The sequence below is a fragment of the Pseudoalteromonas sp. CO348 genome, from assembly GCF_004208845.1.
Lineage (GTDB): Bacteria > Pseudomonadota > Gammaproteobacteria > Enterobacterales > Alteromonadaceae > Pseudoalteromonas > Pseudoalteromonas maricaloris.
In genome coordinates this window covers 123,038-146,343 of sequence record NZ_SGPI01000012.1, presented here as the reverse complement: position 1 = coordinate 146,343, position 23,306 = coordinate 123,038, and the positions used below count along the sequence as shown (strand labels likewise).

Below are 23,306 nucleotides of genomic sequence, written 5' to 3'. Positions count from 1 at the left end.
TTATACTTTTGATTAAATTGGTATTATTTCTTTGAAATAAATAGCTCTCTACTTTTCAGCCCTTGCTTACCAACCAGCGGTGCCATTAATTTTCGTGTTAATAGCTTAGCCGCCCTTCTCACGGCAAGGTCTTGGAAATCTTGATTGGCAATGGCCAATAACATACTGCCCGGTATCGTATCAGGTTCACGACCGACTGCAATAAAACCGTACTCAGATACGTACTTATACGCGGCTTTTGGCCGCACTGGATTACCTTCTGCGTCAAACTCCAGTTCCACCCCGAAACCCAGCTCACCTAACAATTGCAATTCAAAGCTGCGTAAGATAGGTTCCACATCTTCATCTTGGGCCAAACGCATTAAATGTAGCTGATAGAGCGAAAAGATCTGCTCTAGCGGTTCGTTGGTTGGCACCACGCGTTGTGTTAGCTCATTGAGATACAAGCCGCAATATAACTGCCGCCCAACGAGTTGGATTTGATTGTCTGTGGGTTCAAAACGATTTACGTATTTAAAATCGTATCTGCCTGCATATTGCAGTAAAAGTAATGAAAATGGCCGCAACTGGGCATTATGTTTGAGGGATTGCTTGCCCTTTACTCGGGCAAGCATTTTGAGTTGTCCAACGCCTTCGACCAGCACGTCAAGCAGTACCTGAGAATCGCTGTAAGGTCTGCGATGTAACAGATAGGCCTGTCGAAAGTCGCTATCCAATCAGTCTTCTCCGTACCCTAAGCTACGAAGAGCGCGTTCGTCGTCTGCCCAGCCAGATTTCACTTTAACCCAGCATTCGAGATAGACTTTATTGTCTAGCATGTTTTCAAGATCTTTACGCGCTTCGCGACCGATCACTTTGAGCTTTTCGCCTTTGTTGCCGATCACCATGCGTTTTTGCGATTCGCGCTCAACAAGGATCAATGCGTTTATCTGCCAAACACCGTTGTCTTGCCACTTAAACTGTTCGATCTCAACCGTCACCGAGTACGGTAATTCATCGCCCATAAAGCGCATCAGCTTTTCACGCACGATCTCTGCCGCCATAAAACGCATTGAGCGATCGGTAACGTAATCTTCAGGGAAATAGAATTCACACGCAGGTAAACGCTTGTGCACTTCTTCTCTGATCATATCAACGTTCTTACCTTGCTTCGCAGAGATAGGTACGATCCCGATAAAATCACCCTGTTCACTCAACCACTGAATATGTGGCATCAACAAGTCTTTATCTTTTACCTGATCGGTTTTATTCATCACCACCAAGATAGGACGACCGCTGTCTTTAACTTTGGTCAGTACCATTTCGTCATCAGGCGTCCAATGCGTCCCTTCAACGACAAAAATAACCAGTTCAACATCGCCGATTGAGCTTGACGCTGCTCGGTTCATTAAGCGGTTAATTGCACGCTTTTCTTCAATATGAAGTCCTGGCGTATCAACGTACACCGCTTGATAGTTACCCTCTGTATGGATCCCCATGATGCGGTGACGAGTGGTTTGTGGTTTACGCGAGGTAATACTTACCTTTTGCTCAACCAATTTATTTAATAGTGTCGATTTACCTACGTTAGGTCTACCGACAATGGCAATCATGCCGCAATGTGTATCAAGCGTCATTCTTTAGTATCTTAAGCGCTTTTTCGGCAGCTTTTTGCTCAGCTTTACGTCGCGAGCTGCCTACTGAAATTATACTTTCCATCCCTTCCACTATACATTCGACCGTGAATGTTTGGTTGTGAGCTTGCCCTTTGGTATCTATTACAGTGTAGCCCGGTAAAGGTAATTTTCGAGCCTGTAGATACTCCTGCAGCAGCGTCTTCGGGTCTTTTTGATTATGACCAGGTGAAATCGCAGTTAAGCGTGATTCGTACCAACTTAGTACCAAATCTCTACACACATCGATGTCAGAGTCTAAGAAAACAGCACCAATAATGGCTTCTACTGCATCTGCGAGCGTTGACTCACGGCGAAACCCGCCACTCTTTAGCTCACCTGGACCTAGGCGCAGATAATCACCCAGCGCGAATTCCACACCGAATTCCGCCAGCGTTTGACCACGCACTAACGTTGAGCGCATGCGGCTTAAATCACCTTCACGCGCTTTTGGAAACTTGTGATACAAAGCATTTGCAATCACAAAGCTTAAAATAGAGTCGCCCAAAAATTCGAGACGCTCGTTGTGCTGGCCTTTGTGACTGCGATGCGTCAAAGCCTGCTCAAGCAGCGCCTTATCAGAGAAGTTGTACCCTATTTTATTATAAAGTTCTTCTACGTTTCTTTTCATTTTTACTGAATACTACCTAGGCGTTCAAAACGAACACCAGTTGGAACCCACCCTGGCAAAATGCTGTCTGGGCCATTATCAAAATCAAAACTTAACCAAATAAATACCGCTCTTCCAACCAAGTTTTCATCAGGTACAAAACCCCACATACGACTATCTTGGCTGTTATTACGGTTATCACCCATCGCAAAATAACTTCCCTCTGGTACTACCCACTCATCGCGGCGAGTACCTGGTTGTTGATAGTAGCGATCTGTTAACTCTAACACTTCAGGATTAATTAAAATATCATGTTCTACGTTTGGCAAATGCTCGGTTAGACGCACTAACTGCATTGGGCCTTGCGTAAACTCATCACGATTTACAATATCTACATCAATCTTGTTATATTCACCACATGTCAACCCGTTAGCTTCGCTCTGCCCGTCTTCACACTTAGGTTTAATGTAAAGCTGACGATTGCGATAAACAATATGGTCGCCCGGTAAACCAACAATACGTTTGATGAAATCAATACGCTCGTCTAGCGGAAACTTGAACACCGCAATATCACCGCGCTCAGGTGTACCCGTTTCAACGATTTTGCTACGCCACACTGGGTCTTTAATCCCATAAGCATATTTTTCCACTAGAATAAAATCGCCATCCAATAAGGTTGGCATCATTGAGCCTGATGGAATTTGAAACGGTTCAAAAATAAACGAGCGGAAAATCGTGATCGCTGCAATCATAGGAAAAATTGATTTCGCGTTTTCAACAATGGCAGGTTCAGGTGCGATTTCCGCAATGATGTCGGCATCCAACTGAGTGTCAGACGCACCTTGCGCAATAGCAAGCCTAGCTTGTCTTTTTGGTGCATACACCAAATGATCGATCAACCAAATAAGGCCAGAACCGACCGTGAGTAGCACCAATAAAATTGAAAAATAACCTGCCATTTGTATTTCCTGTTACTTACCTACTTTCAATATTGCTAAGAATGCGTCTTGTGGCACTTCAACGTTACCAAGTTGCTTCATACGCTTCTTACCTTCTTTTTGCTTTTGCAGTAGCTTTTTCTTACGGCTCACGTCACCACCATAACATTTCGCGATTACGTTTTTACGTAACTGCTTAACTGTACTACGCGCAATAACGTGATTACCAATTGCAGCTTGAATAGCAATATCAAACATTTGGCGAGGGATCAATTCTCTCAGCGCTTCAGCTAACTGACGGCCACGTGTTTGTGAACCATCGCGGTGAACAATTATTGCAAGCGCATCAACGCGGTCACCATTGATCAGAATATCCACACGCACCATGTCTGATGCTTCAAAACGCTTGAAGTTGTAATCGAGTGATGCAAAACCACGGCTGGTAGACTTCAACTTATCAAAGAAGTCCATTACCACTTCCGACATCGGCAGTTCATAGGTTAACGCAACTTGCTTACCGTGATAGGTCATCTTGGTCTGCATACCACGCTTTTCAACACACAGCGTGATCACGTTTCCTAAATATTCTTGCGGAACGAGAATATTTGCTTCAACGATTGGTTCACGAATTTCAATAATGTCGTTTACTGGCGGTAAATCCGATGGATTATCGATTTTCACCACACCGTGCTTAGTTTCTACTTCATAGATTACCGTTGGAGCTGTGGTAATAAGATCCATGTCATATTCACGTTCAAGGCGCTCTTGGATGATTTCCATATGGAGCATACCAAGGAAACCACAACGGAAACCAAAGCCTAGTGCTGTTGAGTTTTCAGGCTCGAAGAATAGTGATGCATCGTTGAGGCTCAATTTATTAAGCGCATCGCGGAAGTTTTCATAGTCATCAGATGAAATTGGGAACATTCCCGCGTATACCTGAGGCTTCACCTTTTGGAAACCAGGCAAACGGTCTGTTGCAGAATCACGAGCCATGGTAATGGTATCACCAACTGGTGCACCATGGATGTCTTTGATACCTGCGATAACAAAGCCTACTTCACCTGTTTTCAACACCCCGGTATTGGTCTGCTTAGGAGTAAAGATACCAACCTTATCTACTTGGTGAGCTTGCTCTGTAGACATGATCTTAATCTTTTCGCCCGCTCTTAATTCACCGTTTTTAATACGCACCAATGACACTACGCCTTGGTACGGGTCAAACCATGAATCGATAATCAGTGCCTGTAGTGGCGCATTTGGCTCACCTTCTGGTGGCGGAATATCACGTACGATCACTTCGAGCACTTCATCAATGCCGATCCCCGTTTTCGCACTACAACGAACCGCTTCTAATGCTTCAATACCAACGATATCTTCAATTTCTTCGGCAACGCGAAGTGGATCAGCCTGTGGTAAGTCAATTTTGTTTAGTACCGGAATAACTTCCAAGTCCATCTCAAGCGCGGTGTAACAGTTCGCTAGTGTTTGTGCTTCTACACCTTGACCCGCGTCAACAACCAATAACGCACCTTCACAAGCGGCAAGAGAGCGCGAAACTTCATAAGTGAAGTCAACGTGTCCCGGTGTATCGATAAAGTTTAGCTGGTAGGTTTCACCATCTTTTGCTTGATAGTTAAGCGTTACACTCTGTGCTTTGATGGTAATACCGCGCTCACGTTCGATGTCCATCGAATCCAGTACCTGCTGCTGCATTTCGCGGTCTGTTAAACCTCCACAAACTTGGATTAAGCGGTCTGATAGCGTCGATTTTCCATGGTCAATGTGGGCAATAATAGAAAAGTTACGGATATGCTTCATATACTGGATTCAATACTTCTGTTAGTCACAAATAGAGATTAAGGCCTCGATTTTACATTTTATTTAGTACAATCACCATCTATTTGCGTTATTGGTAGGCTAATTGGGTAAATTTTTATCACTTTTACCTGATGTTTGAGTTTATCCCCTTGGACTCTGGCGAAAAATAAACCGAGTGCTGCACTCGTAAATGCAATAAGTATCTGCAAGGGTTCATTGAGACCAAGTACGAGGGCTGCGATAAACATGCCAGCAAAAGCAAAAAGCAATGGCATCATGTAAACATAAAACGCATGTTTCACTACATTAGAGTCGTCTAATGCCAACTTAATTTTTTGGCCAATTTCGACAGATTCCGTCAAATCTACAGGGAATTGTTTTTTGTGGGTGCCAAAGAGTTTGGCAAATACTTGGGAGCCGCATTTGCCGTTACAGCCTTCACAAGCGGGTTTTGGCTGCGCTTCTAAGTAGACAGTTGCGCCTTTTATGGCGGCAACTGTCAGAGTTTGTTCTATCATAAAGGTCTTTTCACAGACTCAGCGATTGCTTTTGCGGTCATTGCTGGAATATTTCCAACTACGGATACGTCAAACGCACCTGTATTGTGTACGTACACCGTTGTCGCACCTGACGAAAGCGCTCCACTTGGGCGCTGGCCCGGTAAAGGACGTTGTACAAATACCGAAATATCAACAAGGCCGTCGGAAAACAAGTAGTAGTCTGCCAGCTCATTGTTTAAATCTAACTTATGTCTGTCAGATTTTAGCAGCTCAAAGCCCTGAGGTAACCAACCAATTTGCCAATTGTTTTTTGTGCCATTCTCAAGTGTCTTCAACAACCCAGATACGGCTTCAGGAAACTGTTTTTGTGAAAGTTCTAACAATTGCTCGGCCGGAGTTTCAGTCACGCTGATATGGGTAAGCTGAAGCTGCTCTAACAACTCGCCTTGTTGGTTTACGTAAGCGGATTTTAGCAACAGAGATGACTCGGTATCTATCCACAACCAATAGTTGTATTTAGCGTCGTCCTTTGCTTCTAACCTGACAAGCTGAGCAGGTCTGTCAACGATCCGGCCTTTACCACCTAAGACAAAATCATAGCTCTCTTTGAGGCTGTCGATATTTTTGAACAAAACTTCGGGAATAGGACCTGCTATCGAATCTGTTTGGATGGTGTAAGGCTCAGACTTTGGTTCAAAATAAGTCACTTTGTCACCAATGCGGATCATTTCAAGTCCTGCACCATTGAGCAAACTTAAAAGCTCAAATTCAGTCCCATCTTGGTTACCATGAAGCCAACGGTAAGGCTCCATAGATTTTCCTTTCACCACGACAAACGATGCATCAAAGTTTCTATGATGCACCGCTTCGGCCATGTCTTTTAGCAGTTGTTTGGCTGATACGCTTTCATTTGCCCACAGCCAACTAGAGAAAAATACACTTACTACAACTAACAGTGCTCTCATTTATTGCTCTTTTTCCTCTTGCTTTTCAGCGGTATTGTTTTCACCTGATTGCTGCAGTGCATATGCCATGCGTGACTGTCTTTGGTGCTCTAGCACCAATGCACCAATACGTTGCTGCTGTAACTCTCTAATGCCTTTAGCCGCTGATTCAAGCGCAGGCTCAGTTGATAAGCTCACAGGAGAAACGCCTCCAGCAAAAGGAGTAGATTGCAACTGTAATGCATCGCCCGCAGGTAAAGTCGCATCTGTGCTTAGCGTATTAACCCCAAGCACAGCAAACAATGACACACTTGCCGCGATAGCCACTTGTGCAAACGGCTTACGCCATGCACTTAGCTCAATCACATTGCTTTTCGGCGTCGTTTCTCTCACTTGCTCAACGGCCGGCTCACTATACGTTTGCTCTTGTTCAAGTGCCGCTGCAAAGCTGCTGGTGATATCAATGCAAGGTGTATCTTGCTTTTGACTACGCATTACATCACCAATCAAGGCATACCGAGCAAACTTTTGTTCGTCTAAACGAACATCAGTTTCAGCGTTGAGTGACAGATCACCGTCAAAAATTTGCGATGTCGTTAAATCTTCTGTCACTTGTTTTTCAGCTTGTGCCATATTAAGACTCACCTATTAATGGGTTCAAATTGTTATCTATCGCTTCCCTTGCGCGAAAAATTCTCGAACGAACTGTACCTACCGGACAATCCATAATGACAGCGATTTCCTCGTAGCTCATGCCTTCGATTTCACGCAAAGTAATTGCGGTTTTTAAGTCATCAGGCAAGCGCTCGATAGTTTTGAAAATCACTGCTTTCACTTCGTCGCTTAACAATAGATTTTCCGGTGAAGCGTTCGATCTTAATTGGTCTGCACCATCATAAAACTCGGCTTCTTCCGCATCTACGTCGTTTGCCGGCGGCTTTCGACCAAGCGCCACCAAATAATTTTTTGAACAGTTAACCGCGATTCTATACAACCAAGTATAAAATGCGCTCTCGCCCCTAAAGTTAGGTAACGCTCGATAAGCTTTAATGAACGTTTCCTGTGCCACATCTGCCACATCGCCTTGATTCGCTACATAACGAGAAATCAGCGCTGCGACTTTATTTTGATACTTGGCAACTAACAGGTTGAATGCGTTTTTATCTCCCTGTTGAACGCGTTTAACTATATCTAGATCTAAATCCTGCTCGCTCATTCGAGCCGGTACTCCTCTTTTTGCTTTTCTAAATCGTATCTAGTTGCCATCATTCACAGCTACTCTGACTTAGTACTGAATAAAAAGTTCTGTTTTTTTGTATTTTTTTTTAAAATAAACGAATTCATCCATCTTTGCGTACTAGTTCTTGGCTGCTTTTTAGCATTATTCCATTAGCAGTCACACAAAATGTTCTAAATGATTCTCATTAAACGGAACAAACTCTCTGCCTTCTATGATAGCAGATGTGGTATAAATAGCAGAATTAAACGCAAAAACAGTAAAGATCTTCGAATATGAAAAATACGACTCACCACAATACTGATGTAGTCATTATTGGTAGTGGCGCTGCTGGACTCTCTCTTGCGCTCTCTTTGGCAAACCACTGTAAAGTTACCGTGATAAGCAAAGGGGCGTTAAAAGAAGGCTCCACACTTTATGCTCAAGGTGGCATTGCCGCAGTATTCGATAAGAAAAATGACAGTATTGAATCTCATGTCGAAGACACGCTTGCGGCAGGCGCTGGCTTATGTGACCGCGATGCGGTGCACTATACCGCCTCAAATGCAAAAAATTGCTTGAAGTGGCTGATTGAGCAAGGCGTACCATTTGATATGGAAGTGGATAGCAAAGGGAAAGAGCGCTTTCATTTAACCCGTGAAGGTGGGCATTCACATCGTCGTATATTGCACGCAGCTGATGCAACGGGTAAAGCCGTTCAAACCACATTAATTAGCCAAGTGCAGTTACACCCAAAAATTAATATACTTGAGCAATACAACGCCATCGATCTCATCAAAGATAAACATGGCGACTCAAGCGATATCAAAGGTGTTTATGTATACAACCGCAAAGCGGATAGAGTTGAGAGCATCTCGGCTAAGTTTGTCGCTTTAGCAACGGGTGGCGCAAGTAAAGTTTACTTGTATACCTCAAATCCAGATGTTTCTTCGGGTGACGGCATCGCAATGGCGTGGCGTGCGGGTTGTCGTGTGGCCAACATGGAGTTTAACCAATTTCACCCGACCAGCTTATACCACCCTGAACTACAAAACTTTTTAATAACCGAAGCCATGCGTGGTGAAGGCGCGCTGCTTAAACGTCCTGACGGCACACGCTTTATGCCTGACTTTGATGAGCGCGAAGAACTCGCTCCTCGCGATGTAGTCGCCCGTGCCATTGACTATGAGATGAAACGATTGGGCGCAAATTGCGTCTATCTGGATATCTCACATAAAGACAAAGAGTTCATCATTGAGCACTTCCCTACGATTTATGCTAAGTGCCTAAGTGTTGGTTTAGATATCACCAAAGAGCCAATCCCCGTAGTGCCAGCGGCGCATTATACTTGCGGTGGTGTTATGACTGACTTTAACGGTCGTACTGACATCGACAATTTATATGCAATCGGCGAAGTGGCTTACACGGGTCTACATGGCGCAAACCGCATGGCAAGTAACTCGTTATTAGAATGCATTGTGTTTGCCCACGCTGCAGCAAAAGATATTTTAGCTAAAATCGATAATCGTCCTGAGCCATCTAAGTTACCAGATTGGGACGAAAGCCGTGTCAGCGACTCGGATGAAGAAGTAGTGATCACCCACAACTGGCACGAACTTAGATTGTTTATGTGGGATTATGTTGGCATTGTGCGCTCTACTAAACGGTTAGAACGTGCGCTACGCCGCGTTGAGTTATTGCAGCAAGAGATCCACGATTATTACGCCAACTTTAGAGTGAGTAACAACCTACTTGAATTACGTAACTTAGTACAAGTAGCTGAACTGATTATTCGCAGCGCGTTAGAACGTAAAGAAAGTCGTGGACTGCACTATACCATTGACTTCCCAGACATGGCTGAAAACCCCACCCCTACCGTTTTGTCACCGACAAAATAATAATATTTGCATGTAGAGCATGTGCTGATTTTTATCGCCATGCTCTGGTCGCTGTTTCTAATTGGCTTGCAGCGCAGTGCGGCAAAGTAAACGCCAGTCCGCTTCAGGTATTGCCTGTCGAGTCAAAAATATCTGCTGCTTAGCTTGGTTCGCATCCATGATTTTTAGCGCTATTTGACTATCAAACCATATGGTCGCACCAATAAGCTGCCCTTTGAAATTTATCGTTTGCGACTGTATTTCAATGAAGTTTTCCTTCGGGAGCATGAGTACAGTACCCGCCTTTGGTGTATGAGATAGAACAGTTTGCCAACTGCAATAACCCGTCACGGCAAATACGATTGCGACTAACCACCACAGCGCAGGAAACAGCAGAAAAAGGATAAAAGTGAGGCAAGAAAAAAGAACCACAAAGAAGGTGTGGTTCTGAAGATTGTGTTGAAAGTCGATTCTATACGCGGATCCGATCAAGGATTAACTTAACCATGCGTTTTAGCTCTGGATCTGGACATTCTTCATGACCCATAAACCAAGCGAATAAATCTGGATCCTCACAGGTAACTAGACGCTGAAACACGTACTTACCTTCGTCGGATAGCGCGTCATAAGCCTGCTCAACAAACGGCTCTAAAATAACGTCCAGCTCTAACATGCCACGACGGCAAGCCCATTTAACTCGAGCTTTAGGCAGTAACTCAACCATAAACTGATTAACCCCTCATAAACTATTGAGAAAATTATACCCACTGTGCAGGACATATGCCATAAAACTTATAGAAATGGCACATTGAAATCGTCCGTCCCTATCTCCACTTATGATTTTACGGTAACATTACGAAAACACTTTAATAGGGATCAACATTATGTCAATTGCTCGTGCTTATGCGCTTCCGTTCAAGGTTATTCGCATTTCAGGACAAGATAAACTTAGCTATTTGCACGGTCAGGTTACTCAAGACATTAACCTTATCAAAGAAGATAATTTTATGTGGTCTGGGCATTGTAGCCCTAAAGGCAAACTTTGGTCTGTGTCGCGCTTAACTCGCTATCAAGACGACTACTTAATGCTTGCAGGTGTAGCCGAAGCTGAAGCATCACTTCGTGAGCTAAAAAAGTACGGCGTTTTTGCCAAAGTCGACATTGATTTTGCTGACTGCGAAGTCTTTGGCTTAATGACTCAGGACAGTAAAGCGCTTGCTACTGCCTTTGACGTTGAGCTTTCGTCTGACGCAAGTGCTGTGGATGTTGCCAACGGCAAGCTGCTAAAACTCGCAGACGAGCGCTTTGTTTTCATCGCGTTCGAAGGCGCAAGTTTACCCACGGACGTGGAACAACAAAGCAATCCAGCACCGTTTATTGCGGCCAGCATTTTAGCAGGAGAGCCAAGCCTTGATGCCGATCACGTGGACGAATTTGTACCACAAATGGTTAACCTTCAAGCCCTTAACGGGATCAGCTTTAAGAAAGGTTGCTATACTGGTCAAGAAACCGTAGCTCGTATGCGCTATCTTGGTAAAAACAAACGTGCCATGTACATAGTGACAGGAAAAGCTGCAGAGCGCATCGAAGAGGCAGACATTGAACTGCAGATTGAAGACAACTGGCGTCGTGGTGGCAAGGTTATTCAACAAACCTTTGATGCTAGCAGCGGCCGTTATTATGCGCTAGCTGTGATGCCAAATGACACACCACAAGACGCGGTGCTAAGAGCAAAAAATTCACCAGAGGTGAGTCTTACTATTCAACCTCTACCTTATTCTTTAGAAGACAACTAACGGGATCTTATATGATTATTGGCCCTAACTCGGTAGTGACAATCCACTACTCAGTTCAAGACAAAGACAACAACACGATTGATAGCACATTTGATGATGAGCCTGTAATAGCGATGCTTGGCTCAGGCTATCTGATCCCAGGTCTTGATGATGCCCTTCAAGGCAAACAAGCTGGTGACACTTTCAGTGTGACCATAGAGCCACAAGAAGGCTATGGTGAACGCTTTGACGAACTGACTCAGGCGGTTCCCAAATCAATGTTTGAAGACATGGAAATCGAAGTGGGTATGCAATTTAGAGCTACCACTGATGAAGGCGACCAAATCGTTGTGATTATTGGTATCGAAGACGAAGAAGTCATTGTTGACGCGAACCACCCACTTTCTGGGATCACACTGAATTTTGACGTTGAAGTGCTTGAAGTACGTGAAGCTACAGCTGAAGAAGTTGCCCACGGCCATGTTCATGGCGAAGGCGGTTGTGGTCACGACCACTAAGATAAGTCGAGTTACTAATAGAAAGCGCTGATCATTCAGCGCTTTTTTCTTGTTTAAGTTTACTTTCCATTGCCGTAACCAAGTTGGCTTGGTCATTAGTACCTAAGCGATATTTCGTGCCATCCTTCATCACCACTTCGAGCGCCTTGAATCCGGCAACTGTGTATACCCAACCGTCTGTACTGATCCGCATGCCAATGCCATGACGTAGAGAATTAGTCACAGGCTGAACATAATCAATATCTTCAAACTTTAAGGTCATTTTGGCGACCGATGGTCCAAACCACCAGCTTAACGTTTGTTGCTCTTGGTTCACTTGAATGGTTAAGCCGTAAAAAATAAACGCAACAAGCGCGAGGATCACCAAAAAGCCGACAAAGGCAAGATTGCTACCAGTTAGGAAAATTGCCAATATGGTAAAACTGGCGATAAAGGCTAGAAACAGCCATATAACCCATGCAAACTGTGTATTTTTATACATCGATAATCTTCTTAATCAAAGCTGTAAACTAATGTAGCACCAAGTTCGGTGTCTACCTTTTCTTTTTCATTTTCTGGCTGCGAATTATAACGGTAAATAAACGCAAACTTCAGCGCAATTCCGCCAATCACTTGTGTAACTAGCGCAGATTCAGCAAACAATCGGGAGTTTAAACCTGACAGCGATTGCTCAAAACTCACGTCTTGATTAAAGCGGGTACGCTTTGAAACGTTTCTTTCCCACTGCAATGCCATACGCAAAAGCTGGCCTTGCTCCGTTCTATCTTCTTCCGGTTCAAGCTCGATTTCGTTATCCACACGAGAGATAGACATACCGGGACCGATGTCGATATCTACCGTGTTCTTTCGTCCCTCGTACACACGATTGCCATAACCAAGCGCAAATGTCGTGGTATATTCCTTGCCATTAAACCTGTCACGCTCATAGTCGCCGTACATAAAGAACGAAGCGTTATCGTCCCCTAATTTGTAGTTACCTTGCGCAGAGCCAAAGTAGCGCGATGCTGAGACATCTTCGACATCCGTTTCTGTATTGTGTTCGCGGCGATAAAGGCCATTAAATTTAAATTGATTACGCCACTTGGGGAAATCTTGGTAGAGATTACTTTTTAACTTAAATGACGTGTTTTGCGTATTACCTTTGTTAACGATAAAGCCAAATTCAACGTCACCGTACAGCATTTCGCCCTTATGTTTTTGATGAATTTCGTCATCGGGCATTTTGCCATATTCGTGAAAATCTTCGAATGGATCCGTAGCTAAGCTTGGTAGCGAAACCAAGCCAATTGCAAATAAGGCGAAAGTTCTAAAAAACGGCACTGACAACTACTTTCCGGTTATTGCTTCCAAATGATATGACAAAACGGCGCATCTAAATCTCTGCTAATTAGGATTTTTGCGTACACCTGATCCGAGTCATCAAACTCGATACCGACCAAAACCTGAACGAAGTGCTCTGGTTCTGCTTCTTGTTCATACGCAGTGATGCTTGACCAACTCTCGTCCGGCTCACTTTCTTCAATGAAGCCACGATCTTCGCGATGTTCGTTGAACATATTAATATCGTGTTCTTCAAGATTATCCGGGGCCAACTCAAGGAAGATATCATATGCTTGGTGAGTGGCTTCTTCGATGCTACAAAGTCTCGCTGTCATGGACGCTAGCCTGTTGTTTTAAAATTGGCGCAATGATAGCAAAATGAGGTAAAACATAAATACTTAGTCGCGATAATCAAACAGAAAATAACGCTAAATGACGAACAAATTATCGGTAAAAGTTGAATGTTACGTCGCTTTTGAGTTATTACTCTAAAACTATCGCATAAAACCCGCAGGGAGCATCTCATCATGATTTCATTTTCCGAAGCGAACAACATCGCATTTGTGACCTTATCTCGACCAGAAAAACAAAACGCGCTGTCTGTTGACATGTTTGTTGGTTTAGATAATGCGATAAAGAAAATTAGAAAAAGCAAATCAATTAGGGCTGTCGTTCTCCAAGGTGAAGGCGCACATTTTTGTGCTGGTCTAGATGTAAAAAGCGTGCTGAATAAACCTTCTGGGATCATCAAGCTACTGAAAAAATGGTTACCTGGCAATGCTAACTTGGTACAAAGAGTCGTACTCGGCTGGCAAACTTTGCCAGTTCCTGTCATCGCCAAGATCACAGGCAATTGTTTAGGCGGAGGCTGTCATATTGCATTAGGTGCTGACATTCGTTTAGCCGACAACAGTTCGCAGTTTGCCATTATGGAAGCCAAGTGGGGACTTTGCCCTGACATGGGTGGTAGCTTACTTTTGCCTGCCACAATGAACAAGGATAAGGCACTGCTGATGACAGTCCATGCACAGCGAATAGATGCCCAGCAAGCACTAGAGGACGGTCTCATTACCGAGCTCTGTGATGATGTTGACGCTAGACTCTCAGAATTACTGACTCAATTTAGCGCACGCTCGCCAGATGCCATTGCAGCAATTAAGAAAGTGTATAATCGAGCCTACAACCAGCCCGCCCGTAAACTGCTATGGTTAGAAACGTGGTCACAAATCAAATTGCTCGCAGCTAAAAATACCAAAATTGCGATGAAGAATGCCTCTGTAGCAGATGAGAATAAAAAGCCATTTTTGCCTCGCATGAAGTGGTAACGCTAGGTTGAATGCTTGTTTGCCCAAAGTATAATAGTCATCGCAATACGAGAGCGTACAATTAGGCATCATACATGTTAGCGCCATTGCAGTGCTGAGGATTTACATTTAATGGTACACAGAGCGAAGTTGATATTACGATTTGCACTAGGCTTTGCCATCATTTTGGCGTGTCTCTTCAGCGCTAAATGGATAATTCAGCTTAGTGCTTTACAGATCCCAGCCGCCCTACTTGGCATGGTGTTTCTTGTCATACTTCTTGCCACAAAAATCATTAAAGTAGAATGGTTAGCCCCCGCAGCAGAGCCCATCTTAAAATACATGGCGCTGTTTTTTATTCCAGCGGGAGTGGGCTTGGTAGAGCATCTCAGTTTGTTTCAATCCCACTGGCTTATGCTGCTGTTATTGCTAGTTGGTGTTCCAACAATAAGTCTTGTATTGTTAAGCCCTATCGTTAAGAGCATCAAGTTTCGTGATTAATATGATTATGGCGTCAGCGCTCACTGTGCTGTTATTTTTTAGTGCACGCAAACTATATCAGCGTATCTCCTTACCGATATTGAACCCTGTGCTGATCTGCATTTTGGCCATTTCGGCATTTCTACTATTCACTAAGTTCGACTACAAGGTATATCAACAAGCAACGCTACCAATTCATTACTTGTTAGAGCCAGCGGTCGTTGCACTCGCTTACCCTTTGTATAAACAATTTCACCAAATTAAACCGGTATTTTTTGCATTGTGCTTAACCAGTTGGTTGGGTGTTTCACTGTCTACGTTAAGCGCTTTTCTTATTTGCCAGTTTTTCGCAGCCGATCCACAGCTCTCAGCTTCAATGGCTGCCCTGTCGGTTACAACACCAATCACTCTACTCATTAGTGATTATCTCGGGGGGATCCCCGCTATTGCAGCGATTATGGTGATACTAATTGGTGTATTTGGTGGCGTGTTTGGGCTACATATCTTGCACTGGTGTAAAGTTGACCATATGCAAGCGAAAGGCACCGCGCTTGGTGTTGCTTGCCATGCGATAGGCACAGCCGCAGCGATTGAGCATCACCCCATGGCTGGCGCTTTTGCTTCAGCGGCGATGACAATTACCGCCATGATAACTGCACTTTGGGTGCCTTTGTTTTATCATTGGTTGGCTAATCTAATTTAATAACTCGGGATACGACTGTGATCAATCAAGAAATCGAGCAAATAGAACACTATTACAACATTATTCGAGAGTATCTGGTGACGTACAGTTTCCAATTGCTCGCTGCGATATTCATCTTCCTTCTCGGTTTGTGGTTATCAAGAAAGCTGTCTAAAGCGACTGAAAACTTGATGCTAAAACACAATATCGATCCTGCTTTAACCAACTTTATTGGCAATGTGATCAAAGTGCTTATCATTGCCATGTTTGTGATTATTTCTCTTGGCAAGGTTGGCATCAGTATTACACCATTTGTTGCCGCCATCGGTGCCGCGTCTTTAGGTGCAGGTCTTGCACTGCAAGGTATGCTAGCAAATTATGGCGCAGGGCTTGCCATCATTGCTACCCGCCCATTTGTGATTGGCGATACCATCAGCATCAAAGGCGTTAACGGCCAAGTTAAAATGATTGAGCTTGGACATACTACGCTCATCAACGAAGACAAAGTAGAGATCACAATCCCAAATAAACATGTAGTGGGAGAAATTCTCCATAACTCGTTTGCAAACTCTTTGGTTAAAGGTGAAATAGGGATAGCTTATGATGCTGATTATCAAAATGCATTAACACTTATCAATCAGGTACTCGCTGATAATGCTAAGGTCAGTCAAGACCCTAAGCCGCAGGTGGGGATCGAGGAATTTGCCGACAGTGCCGTGATATTGAGCTACCGCTACTGGGTGCCTACGACTTCACTTATCGAAACTAAATTAGAAGTGAATAAAGCGGTGTTTGCCGCAATTAAAAATGCGGAAATCGAAATTCCATTCCCGCAACGAGTGGTTAAAATCATTCAGTGAGTAAACTCAATAACGGCTAGCACCCTAGCCGTTATTCTACCCTCAGTTTTCATCAGGCTTTTTCATAGAAAAGCCACTGCGAAAATGAAGATCGCGCTGTGGAAACGGGATCTCAATTTGATATTTCCGAAAGGCATCATCGATAGCCCAGAGGTAATCAGAAACCAGCGCTGTTGGTCGCTTTACCTGCTCAGGTTGCACCCAAACTCCAAGCGTGAAATTCAAGCTACTATCACCAAACCCTGTCATCCATACCGTTGCTTCTCGCCCCGGCGTATTCAAGGTATATTGGACATTTTTGGCCGCTTCCAATGCGGCACGCTTCACCTTCTCTTTGTCGCTGCCGTAGGCCACCGAAAAAGGAATACGGAAACGACGATATTTATCCGACATTGTCCAATTGGTAATTGTATTTGACACCATTTCCGAGTTAGGAATAAGCAGGTCGACGTTGTCATTTGTACGGATCCAAGTTGAGCGCATGTGAATGGCTATCACCTCCCCAACCACCCCATTGGTCAGCTCAACAAAGTCCCCAACTTTGACGGTTTTCTCTAGCAGTAACACTAGACCTGAGACAAAGTTATTCACTAGACCTTGTAGGCCCAAGCCAATCCCAACGCCGAGTGCACTGGCAACAAGCGCCAACTCAGTGATCTCTATTCCTAAGGCTGTCAGCGCAATAATAAGACCAATAAATAATACGATGTAGTGAATGATCCTGCCTATCACATAGGCTGAAGTATGCTGGATCACCCCTTGTCTTGACGCGAGACGGTTAAATGCTAGTCGCAGGATCTTAGAGATCACCAAAGTTGCAACGATCACCGCGATAAATGAGAGTGCCTCTCCCACCTCTAATGAAAATTTACCTAATGAAAATAGCTTTTGGTCAAGCCACGGAATATCTACTTCTATATCTATTGGTGCTTTTATCATGGTTATATTTTTTGTTATCTCGTGAAGTTAAGTGTGTGTGGCTAGCAGCAAAAATACAAGTTTTAAAGACGCCTAAATCATGCTTTGTTCAAGCTACTCGCTTGACCTTTTACAGGGCTCGTGACTAAATAAAGGACAAATAAATAACAATAATACTACTGCGGATTGGTAAAATACGTCATGAAAAAATCCCTACTCGCTTTAACCACTTGTCTCGCGCTTGCGTTGCCAGCTTATAGTCAATCGCTTGCGGACCTTACCACGCTCGAAGCACAAACCAAAATACAAAATCGAACTTTATCGGCAACGCAACTCACTGAGTTTTATTTAAAAAGGATTTCACAACTTGACGACAGTGGCCCTATGCTCAATGCAGTGATCACGCTCAATCCCAACGCTTTACAAGACGCTAAAAAGCTTGATGCCGAACTACGCGCGGGAAAATACCGAGGGCCACTTCATGGCCTGCCAGTTATTGTTAAAGATAATATCGACACCAGAGCGCCAATGGCAACAACTGCAGGTGCGCTCGCACTGCAACACAACGTCAAAACCCAAGCAGCACCACTGATCATCCAGTTAGAACAAGCCGGCGCTATCATCCTTGGCAAAGCCAATTTAAGTGAATGGGCAAACTTTAAATCAAGTTTCAGCTCGAGCGGCTACAGCACGCTTGGGGGTCAAACCAAAAACCCGTATGTGTTAGACAGAACACCATGTGGCTCAAGTTCAGGCTCTGCTGTTGCCGTCTCCGCAGGTCTTGCACTGCTCGCTATTGGCACGGAAACTGACGGTTCTATTGTTTGTCCTTCAGCACATAATGGTGTTGTAGGTATTAAACCGACTGTCGGTTTGGTTTCTGGTGAAGGCATTGTTCCTATCAGTCATAGCCAAGATAGCGCTGGCCCTATGGCAAAATCGGTGATGGGTGCCGCTTTGTTACTCAATGCTATCGTTATCGATGCAAAACAGCCGATTGACTTTACCCAAAGCTTAAATACTGCCAGTTTCAAAGGCAAACGAATTGCTATCACCAGTCATGTAGGTCAATTTCCACCTGCAGTTCAAGCGGTATTTGCAAAAGCCGTTGCGACCATGAAAGCAAATGGCGCAGAAATAATTGAAGGGTTAGACTTACCTGAGCTGGAAGCTTTAGGCTCCGCCGAATTGGATATTTTGCTCTATGACTTCAAGCATGATCTCAATGCTTATCTTGCCACGACACCAGAGCAGGTAAAAGTAAAGAACTTAAACCAGCTCATCCAATTCAACCAGCAACACCCTTCCACCATTAAGTACTTTGATCAATATTTGATAGAGGAAGCAGCAAAGAAAGGCGATATCACTGAGCACCGATATCAAGAGGCCCAAGCTTTGGTTAAAAAATTTGCCCGCCAACAAGGCATTGATAAAATAATACAAGAACATCGCCTTGACGCATTTATCGCACCAACGAATACCCCAGCTTGGAGTATCGATATCATTAACGGTGATAATTTCTCCGCCTCCTCGTCATCTCCTGCCGCGATTGCAGGATATCCAAGCATTACCGTACCGATGGGTTTTCATCATGAGCTACCGCTGGGTATTTCTTTCTTCGCTGAGGCTTATAGCGAAGCGAAATTAATCAAGCTTGCCTATGCTTTCGAGCAGTTGACTAATGCACGTAAAGCGCCTGAGTTTAAGACAACATTAACGCCTTAGCCAGCGCAAATAAAAAGCCTCCACACCACTACAGGAGGCTTTCTGTTAAAAATGGCGGCAATACCGCGTTTTTATGCTCCTTTGTATTCAAGGTAACATTTCAGCTCAATTAAACTAGTTGTACATAAGGCCTCAAAATCAGTGATTACATCAGGAGTTGGTAGCTGTTTGTTGCTTTCACACTCTCTTTGTAATTTAGAACTAAGCTGACCAAGCTTTGAGCACCCAAGGTTCATCGCAGCTCCCTTAACTTTGTGAAAAAGCTTAGCCAACTCACCGACATCACCAGAGGTGAAGCAAGACCTTAAATTAGAAATTTCTTCATCAATGCTACGCTCAAAACTTTTAGATAAGTTACACAGAAGTGCTAAAGGTAAAGAGTTTAGTCTATCAATGTCCAATAACTCAGAGTCTGGTTCTCTAGTCACCTTAGGTGTTGCTTCACTCTCACTACTCTCAATTGATGGTGTGCTAACTTGTTCAGACCGTAGTTTTTTCGAGCATTCCTGCAAACAAGAGACCAAATCAGCTTCTACAACCGGTTTAGTCAAGAAATCAACCATACCTGCAGCTAAGCATTGCTTTTTATCTGCAACGGTTGCATTGGCTGTCAGAGCCACTATTTGGGGAGCTTGATCGCCATAAATACGGAACACTTCGCGCGTAGTTTGCAATCCATCAAGTACCGGCATTCTCATATCCATTAATATGAGATCATATTGCTTCTCGCAAAGCTTATCTAAAGCAATTTGTCCATTTTCAGCAAAGTCCGCTTTGTAGCCACATGCTCCAAGATAGTGCTTCATAAGCTCAATATTAACGAGATTGTCTTCTGCTACGAGGATCTTTAGTGGATAATTTTCTGCTAAATAAGGTAACTGCTCAATCGCTTGGGTGCTTTCACTATTGGATTCATGGCGATAACCTGCAAACAATGTGCTCATCAAGGCATCATAAAATGCCGATAACCTAAAAGGCTTATATGCTATATGCTCAAAAAGGTTTCGCGCGTTATTAGGTAGCGTTGTTGATGACGAAAATAGCATCATTGGTGGCCCATATATCAGCTTTTCTTTTAATTGCGCAGCAAGCTCAATACCATTTACTTCCGGCATTTGGTAATCAAGAATCACCAAGTCTGCTGATTGCGCATCTGACACTATCGCTTCTATATCTCGAGGGTCCTGAAAGGTAGAAACTTTCATTCCCCATAATTCCAGATTGTGCTTAATCACTTCAAGGTTTACTGACAAATCATCTACCGCTACAACGGTTTTCCCTCTTAAAGCAGGGAGTTCACCTTGAGTATAAGGACTGCTTGTTGTTGGGTTAACTCTAACGGGTAGAGTGAAAAAGAACTCTGACCCCTTGCCTTGGCGGCTGTTCCATCCAATTTCTCCTCCTAAAGCTTCTACGATACTCTTGCAAATTGCCAGCCCCAGCCCTGTCCCTCCATATTTTCTTGTGGTGGCACTTTCAACTTGGGTGAACACATCAAACAATTTATGCTCGCCACTTTTAGGAATACCAATTCCAGTATCTTTTACCGAAAATCTGAGCACGGTATGAGGTAGCTCAACACCTGTTTTAGAGACATGTATTTTTACATATCCCTCTTTGGTAAACTTAATTCCATTGCTAATCAAGTTACAGAGAATTTGAGTAATGCGAGTTTTGTCAGCAATACATGTAACTTGCGCATTAGCTTCAATGTTATAGACAATTTCAAGGCCTTTTTCTTGGGCTTTATTTGCATATAACATGACACAATTTTCAACTAGTCCATTCAAATCAAAAGAAATATTCTCAAATTCCATCTTCCCTGACTCAATTTTTGAAAAGTCCAAAACATCGTTAATCAAAGACAGCAAATGCTCACCACTATTGTGGATCGTTTGCAAAAAGTCAGTTTGCTTTTTGGAAAGGGACTCTCTTGCAAGTAGGCTCGTCATACCTAAAATACCATTCAGTGGTGTTCGTATCTCATGGCTAATATTCGCAAGAAATGTAGACTTAGCCTGATCCGCTTCCTCAGCAGCGCGGCGCGCGCGCTCTTCTTCGGTGATATCGTCTAGCACCACTAAAATTTGTTGTTGTTCAGTGTGTTGAAACTGCTCTAAAGTGATAGTAAAAGTACGCAGTGATGTCCCTTCTTGAGGGCACCATAAGGTTTTAACGAGTCTATTCTTGTTCTTTTCTTTTAATTTACTGACTAATGTATCTTGGCTAGCTAAATAGTCGCTCAACTCATTTTTTAGACTACAGTCCAAAGCAGGCTTATTAACCGCTTTCAAATCCGGTAAACCATTGGAAATAAAAATAGCGCTAGGCACTGAATTCAATACTGTTTCATTGAAGCAGCGCCAATATTCTGATTGAGCCATTGTGTGTTGTAACTCAATCTCCTTTCGCTTTAGCTCAACAAACACATTCACCTTAGCAAGTAGAATATCTTCGTTAAGTGGTTTGTGAATGAAATCGACTGCACCTAGTTGATATGCCTCAATTAGGTCTTCTCTTGATTGCTCACCTGCTGTGATGAAGATGATCGGTGTGGCAACTAAGGCTGGGTCATCCCTCATTAAGCTGGCCACTTCGAATCCAGACATATCTGGCATGTTTACATCTAACAAGACTAAGAAGATATCAGGGTGCTTTACTAACTTTTTCAATGCTTCATTACCGCTAGCCGCTTCAATACGTTCTGCTGCCACATTTTTCAATAACTTTTGCAGCACAATAATGTTTTCTTTGCGATCATCAACGAGAAGTATTTTTGGTAAATTAGTATCCATGACTTGCTCCTGCAATAAGTTGTGCTATCGAATAGTGGCTAAGTTCAAGATCAATTTTTGTCGTACTTTTTGCCGCACTTACCATCTGCGGGAACTCACAAAGTTCAGGTGCAAGTATAGTTGTTAAGGCGTTGACCTGACTCAGCCCTAACATACCCTGTACACCATCTTCATTGGCACCAGAGAGTAAAATCCCAATTGCTCGATGTTGGTAAACATTGGCAATACTTAAAAACAGATTGTCAATGGCAGGGCAACAGCCATGGATAAGTTCACCAACACCTAATCGAATACAGTGATCCGTTGAAATGCTGATATGTAGGCGTGAGGGGGCGATGTATATGTGGTTCTTTTCTAAGGGCGCACCATCTATTGCAATAGAGACAGGGTAACGGATCAAGTTAGATAACGTCTGCTGCAGCGCTAGCCCACCTATTTCACTAGAGTGTAGTACTAAAACCAGCGGCGGTATTATTTCTCCATTGAGTAAGCGACATATAGAAATAAAATCAGACGTCGCACCGGCTGAGCCACCGATACCAATGACTTGACATACATCCTCAATTTCGTTTGTACACCGAATTTCCACTCGATAACTCCTTAAATTGCCGTGAATTAAGTAACGACTCCGACTCTCCGACAACCAAATATGCGTCTTTTTTCATCGCTTTTGAGATTGTTAACAGCACTTCATCCTGCGCGTGTTGAGTGTAATAAATAAGCATGTTACGGCAAAATACTAAATCAAACTCGCCCTCAGGTAAGGCTTTCGTCACATCACAAACAGAAAAAATAGTATGTTCTGTTAGGGCGGGATTAAAATGAACCACACCAGATTGATACTCAAAGTAATTGCGAAATTCCTGTTTTCCACCAGCGCTAAAATAATTGCACGTAAATTCTTTAAAATCTGAAATTTTGTATATCGACTTCTTTGCGACACTAATCGCCCTCGGACTTATGTCATAGGCAAAGCTACGTGTTTTCCCCAACATACCCAGTTCAAGCAACATAATATTTGCACTAAGAACCTCTTCACCTGTTGAACAACCAATATGCGCAATCTTATATTGTTTATTGCTATCCCAGTTTTGAGAGAGTAAAGCCCGAAGATATTTGAATACATGCGGTGCCCGAAACATGCTAGTAACGTTGATCGTTACTTCGGCGAGCACATCACTACACTCCTTTTCACCAGATAAGATTTTTGGAATCAACTCTGTGATATGCGACACGCCTAACTCGTTTCCAGCTTTAATAATTCGCTGTTGTAAAAAGTCATCAGAGTAACGTACAAGTGCATAACCATTCTTGTATTCCAATGCTCGTACTACAAGATCTATTGAAAACGCATCACTTTGCATTACGCTA

Annotated in this window: 26 protein-coding genes; 8 read left to right on the top strand and 18 right to left on the bottom strand. The window is 43.5% G+C overall.

Annotated elements, in window-relative coordinates:
- Positions 1-23: 23 nt before the first annotated feature.
- The 9 genes from recO to rpoE are packed head-to-tail and all read right to left on the bottom strand — an operon-like array spanning position 24 to position 7,681.
- Positions 24-716, bottom strand: coding sequence for a DNA repair protein RecO (recO, locus tag EXT48_RS05255; RefSeq protein ID WP_039497123.1), 693 nt, complete (start codon positions 714-716; stop codon positions 24-26).
- Positions 717-1,616: a GTPase Era gene (era, locus tag EXT48_RS05250; protein WP_045989845.1), complete on the bottom strand. Its 900-nt coding sequence runs from the start codon at positions 1,614-1,616 to the stop codon at positions 717-719.
- Positions 1,606-2,283 (bottom strand): ribonuclease III, encoded by a 678-nt coding sequence (gene rnc / locus EXT48_RS05245; RefSeq protein ID WP_010371291.1) that lies wholly within the window; start codon positions 2,281-2,283, stop codon positions 1,606-1,608. The genes era and rnc overlap by 11 nt, the downstream gene beginning before the upstream one ends.
- 2 nt (positions 2,284-2,285) lie before the next feature.
- Entirely contained in the window at positions 2,286-3,221 is a 936-nt protein-coding gene (lepB, locus tag EXT48_RS05240) for a signal peptidase I (protein ID WP_010371286.1), read from the bottom strand.
- 12 nt (positions 3,222-3,233) lie between these two features.
- Positions 3,234-5,021: a translation elongation factor 4 gene (gene lepA, locus EXT48_RS05235; RefSeq protein WP_010606762.1), complete on the bottom strand. Its 1,788-nt coding sequence runs from the start codon at positions 5,019-5,021 to the stop codon at positions 3,234-3,236.
- A gap of 59 nt (positions 5,022-5,080) precedes the next feature.
- Entirely contained in the window at positions 5,081-5,539 is a 459-nt protein-coding gene (locus EXT48_RS05230) for a SoxR reducing system RseC family protein (protein ID WP_010606761.1), read from the bottom strand.
- Entirely contained in the window at positions 5,536-6,486 is a 951-nt protein-coding gene (locus tag EXT48_RS05225; RefSeq protein ID WP_010371273.1) for a MucB/RseB C-terminal domain-containing protein, read from the bottom strand. The genes EXT48_RS05230 and EXT48_RS05225 overlap by 4 nt, the downstream gene beginning before the upstream one ends.
- Entirely contained in the window at positions 6,487-7,098 is a 612-nt protein-coding gene (locus tag EXT48_RS05220; protein ID WP_130163782.1) for a sigma-E factor negative regulatory protein, read from the bottom strand.
- Between the two features lies 1 nt (position 7,099).
- A complete protein-coding gene (rpoE, locus tag EXT48_RS05215) occupies positions 7,100-7,681 on the bottom strand; it encodes an RNA polymerase sigma factor RpoE (protein ID WP_010371267.1) in 582 nt (193 codons plus the stop codon).
- A gap of 296 nt (positions 7,682-7,977) precedes the next feature.
- Here rpoE and nadB point away from each other — a divergent pair, with 296 nt between their 5' ends.
- Positions 7,978-9,579: an L-aspartate oxidase gene (gene nadB / locus EXT48_RS05210; RefSeq protein WP_069018605.1), complete on the top strand. Its 1,602-nt coding sequence runs from the start codon at positions 7,978-7,980 to the stop codon at positions 9,577-9,579.
- Between the two features lie 57 nt (positions 9,580-9,636).
- On the opposite strand, the gene EXT48_RS24030 is transcribed toward nadB, so the two are convergent.
- Positions 9,637-9,990 (bottom strand): protein YgfX, encoded by a 354-nt coding sequence (locus EXT48_RS24030; RefSeq protein WP_338139156.1) that lies wholly within the window; start codon positions 9,988-9,990, stop codon positions 9,637-9,639.
- A gap of 40 nt (positions 9,991-10,030) precedes the next feature.
- Positions 10,031-10,282, bottom strand: coding sequence for a succinate dehydrogenase assembly factor 2 (locus EXT48_RS05200; RefSeq protein WP_010371260.1), 252 nt, complete (start codon positions 10,280-10,282; stop codon positions 10,031-10,033).
- 160 nt (positions 10,283-10,442) lie between these two features.
- Between EXT48_RS05200 and ygfZ the strand changes: the two genes are divergently transcribed.
- Both ygfZ and EXT48_RS05190 read left to right on the top strand, forming a co-directional pair.
- A complete protein-coding gene (gene ygfZ, locus EXT48_RS05195) occupies positions 10,443-11,354 on the top strand; it encodes a tRNA-modifying protein YgfZ (protein WP_130163781.1) in 912 nt (303 codons plus the stop codon).
- Between the two features lie 11 nt (positions 11,355-11,365).
- Positions 11,366-11,851 carry a peptidylprolyl isomerase gene (locus EXT48_RS05190; RefSeq protein WP_010371256.1) on the top strand — a complete coding sequence of 162 codons (486 nt, stop codon included), beginning with the start codon at positions 11,366-11,368 and terminating at the stop codon, positions 11,849-11,851.
- A gap of 31 nt (positions 11,852-11,882) precedes the next feature.
- Here the strand turns inward: EXT48_RS05190 and EXT48_RS05185 are convergent, their stop codons facing one another.
- From EXT48_RS05185 to EXT48_RS05175, 3 genes are read right to left on the bottom strand one after another with little or no spacing between them, the layout of a single operon-like run.
- Positions 11,883-12,332: a hypothetical protein gene (locus tag EXT48_RS05185; protein ID WP_130163780.1), complete on the bottom strand. Its 450-nt coding sequence runs from the start codon at positions 12,330-12,332 to the stop codon at positions 11,883-11,885.
- Positions 12,333-12,343: 11 nt separating this feature from the next.
- Positions 12,344-13,171, bottom strand: coding sequence for a YdiY family protein (locus EXT48_RS05180; RefSeq protein WP_010371252.1), 828 nt, complete (start codon positions 13,169-13,171; stop codon positions 12,344-12,346).
- A 17-nt stretch (positions 13,172-13,188) separates the two neighbouring features.
- Entirely contained in the window at positions 13,189-13,506 is a 318-nt protein-coding gene (locus EXT48_RS05175; protein WP_010371248.1) for a DUF440 family protein, read from the bottom strand.
- Positions 13,507-13,698: 192 nt separating this feature from the next.
- On the opposite strand from EXT48_RS05175, the gene EXT48_RS05170 reads away from it, so the two are divergent.
- The 4 genes from EXT48_RS05170 (at position 13,699) to EXT48_RS05155 (ending at position 16,497) form a co-directional block, all read left to right on the top strand.
- Positions 13,699-14,496 (top strand): crotonase/enoyl-CoA hydratase family protein, encoded by a 798-nt coding sequence (locus tag EXT48_RS05170; RefSeq protein ID WP_130163779.1) that lies wholly within the window; start codon positions 13,699-13,701, stop codon positions 14,494-14,496.
- A 111-nt stretch (positions 14,497-14,607) separates the two neighbouring features.
- Positions 14,608-14,976 carry a CidA/LrgA family protein gene (locus tag EXT48_RS05165; RefSeq protein ID WP_010371242.1) on the top strand — a complete coding sequence of 123 codons (369 nt, stop codon included), beginning with the start codon at positions 14,608-14,610 and terminating at the stop codon, positions 14,974-14,976.
- 1 nt (position 14,977) lies between these two features.
- The gene (locus EXT48_RS05160; protein ID WP_240703353.1) at positions 14,978-15,658 is read left to right on the top strand and encodes an LrgB family protein; all 681 of its coding nucleotides are present in this window, start codon (positions 14,978-14,980) and stop codon (positions 15,656-15,658) included.
- Between the two features lie 17 nt (positions 15,659-15,675).
- Complete coding sequence (locus tag EXT48_RS05155; protein WP_130163777.1) at positions 15,676-16,497, top strand: mechanosensitive ion channel family protein; 822 nt, start codon at positions 15,676-15,678, stop codon at positions 16,495-16,497.
- Positions 16,498-16,539: 42 nt separating this feature from the next.
- Here the strand turns inward: EXT48_RS05155 and EXT48_RS05150 are convergent, their stop codons facing one another.
- A complete protein-coding gene (locus EXT48_RS05150) occupies positions 16,540-17,436 on the bottom strand; it encodes a mechanosensitive ion channel family protein (RefSeq protein WP_130163776.1) in 897 nt (298 codons plus the stop codon).
- A 180-nt stretch (positions 17,437-17,616) separates the two neighbouring features.
- On the opposite strand from EXT48_RS05150, the gene EXT48_RS05145 reads away from it, so the two are divergent.
- Positions 17,617-19,140, top strand: a complete 1,524-nt coding sequence (locus tag EXT48_RS05145) for an amidase (protein WP_130163775.1) — start codon at positions 17,617-17,619, stop codon at positions 19,138-19,140.
- 71 nt (positions 19,141-19,211) lie between these two features.
- Here EXT48_RS05145 and EXT48_RS05140 read toward each other — a convergent pair whose 3' ends face one another.
- The 3 genes from EXT48_RS05140 to EXT48_RS05130 are packed head-to-tail and all read right to left on the bottom strand — an operon-like array spanning position 19,212 to position 23,299.
- Entirely contained in the window at positions 19,212-21,935 is a 2,724-nt protein-coding gene (locus EXT48_RS05140; protein ID WP_130163774.1) for a response regulator, read from the bottom strand.
- Positions 21,925-22,524, bottom strand: coding sequence for a chemotaxis protein CheB (locus EXT48_RS05135; RefSeq protein ID WP_130163773.1), 600 nt, complete (start codon positions 22,522-22,524; stop codon positions 21,925-21,927). The genes EXT48_RS05140 and EXT48_RS05135 overlap by 11 nt, the downstream gene beginning before the upstream one ends.
- Entirely contained in the window at positions 22,496-23,299 is an 804-nt protein-coding gene (locus EXT48_RS05130; protein WP_130163772.1) for a protein-glutamate O-methyltransferase CheR, read from the bottom strand. The genes EXT48_RS05135 and EXT48_RS05130 overlap by 29 nt, the downstream gene beginning before the upstream one ends.
- Positions 23,300-23,306: the final 7 nt, after the last annotated feature.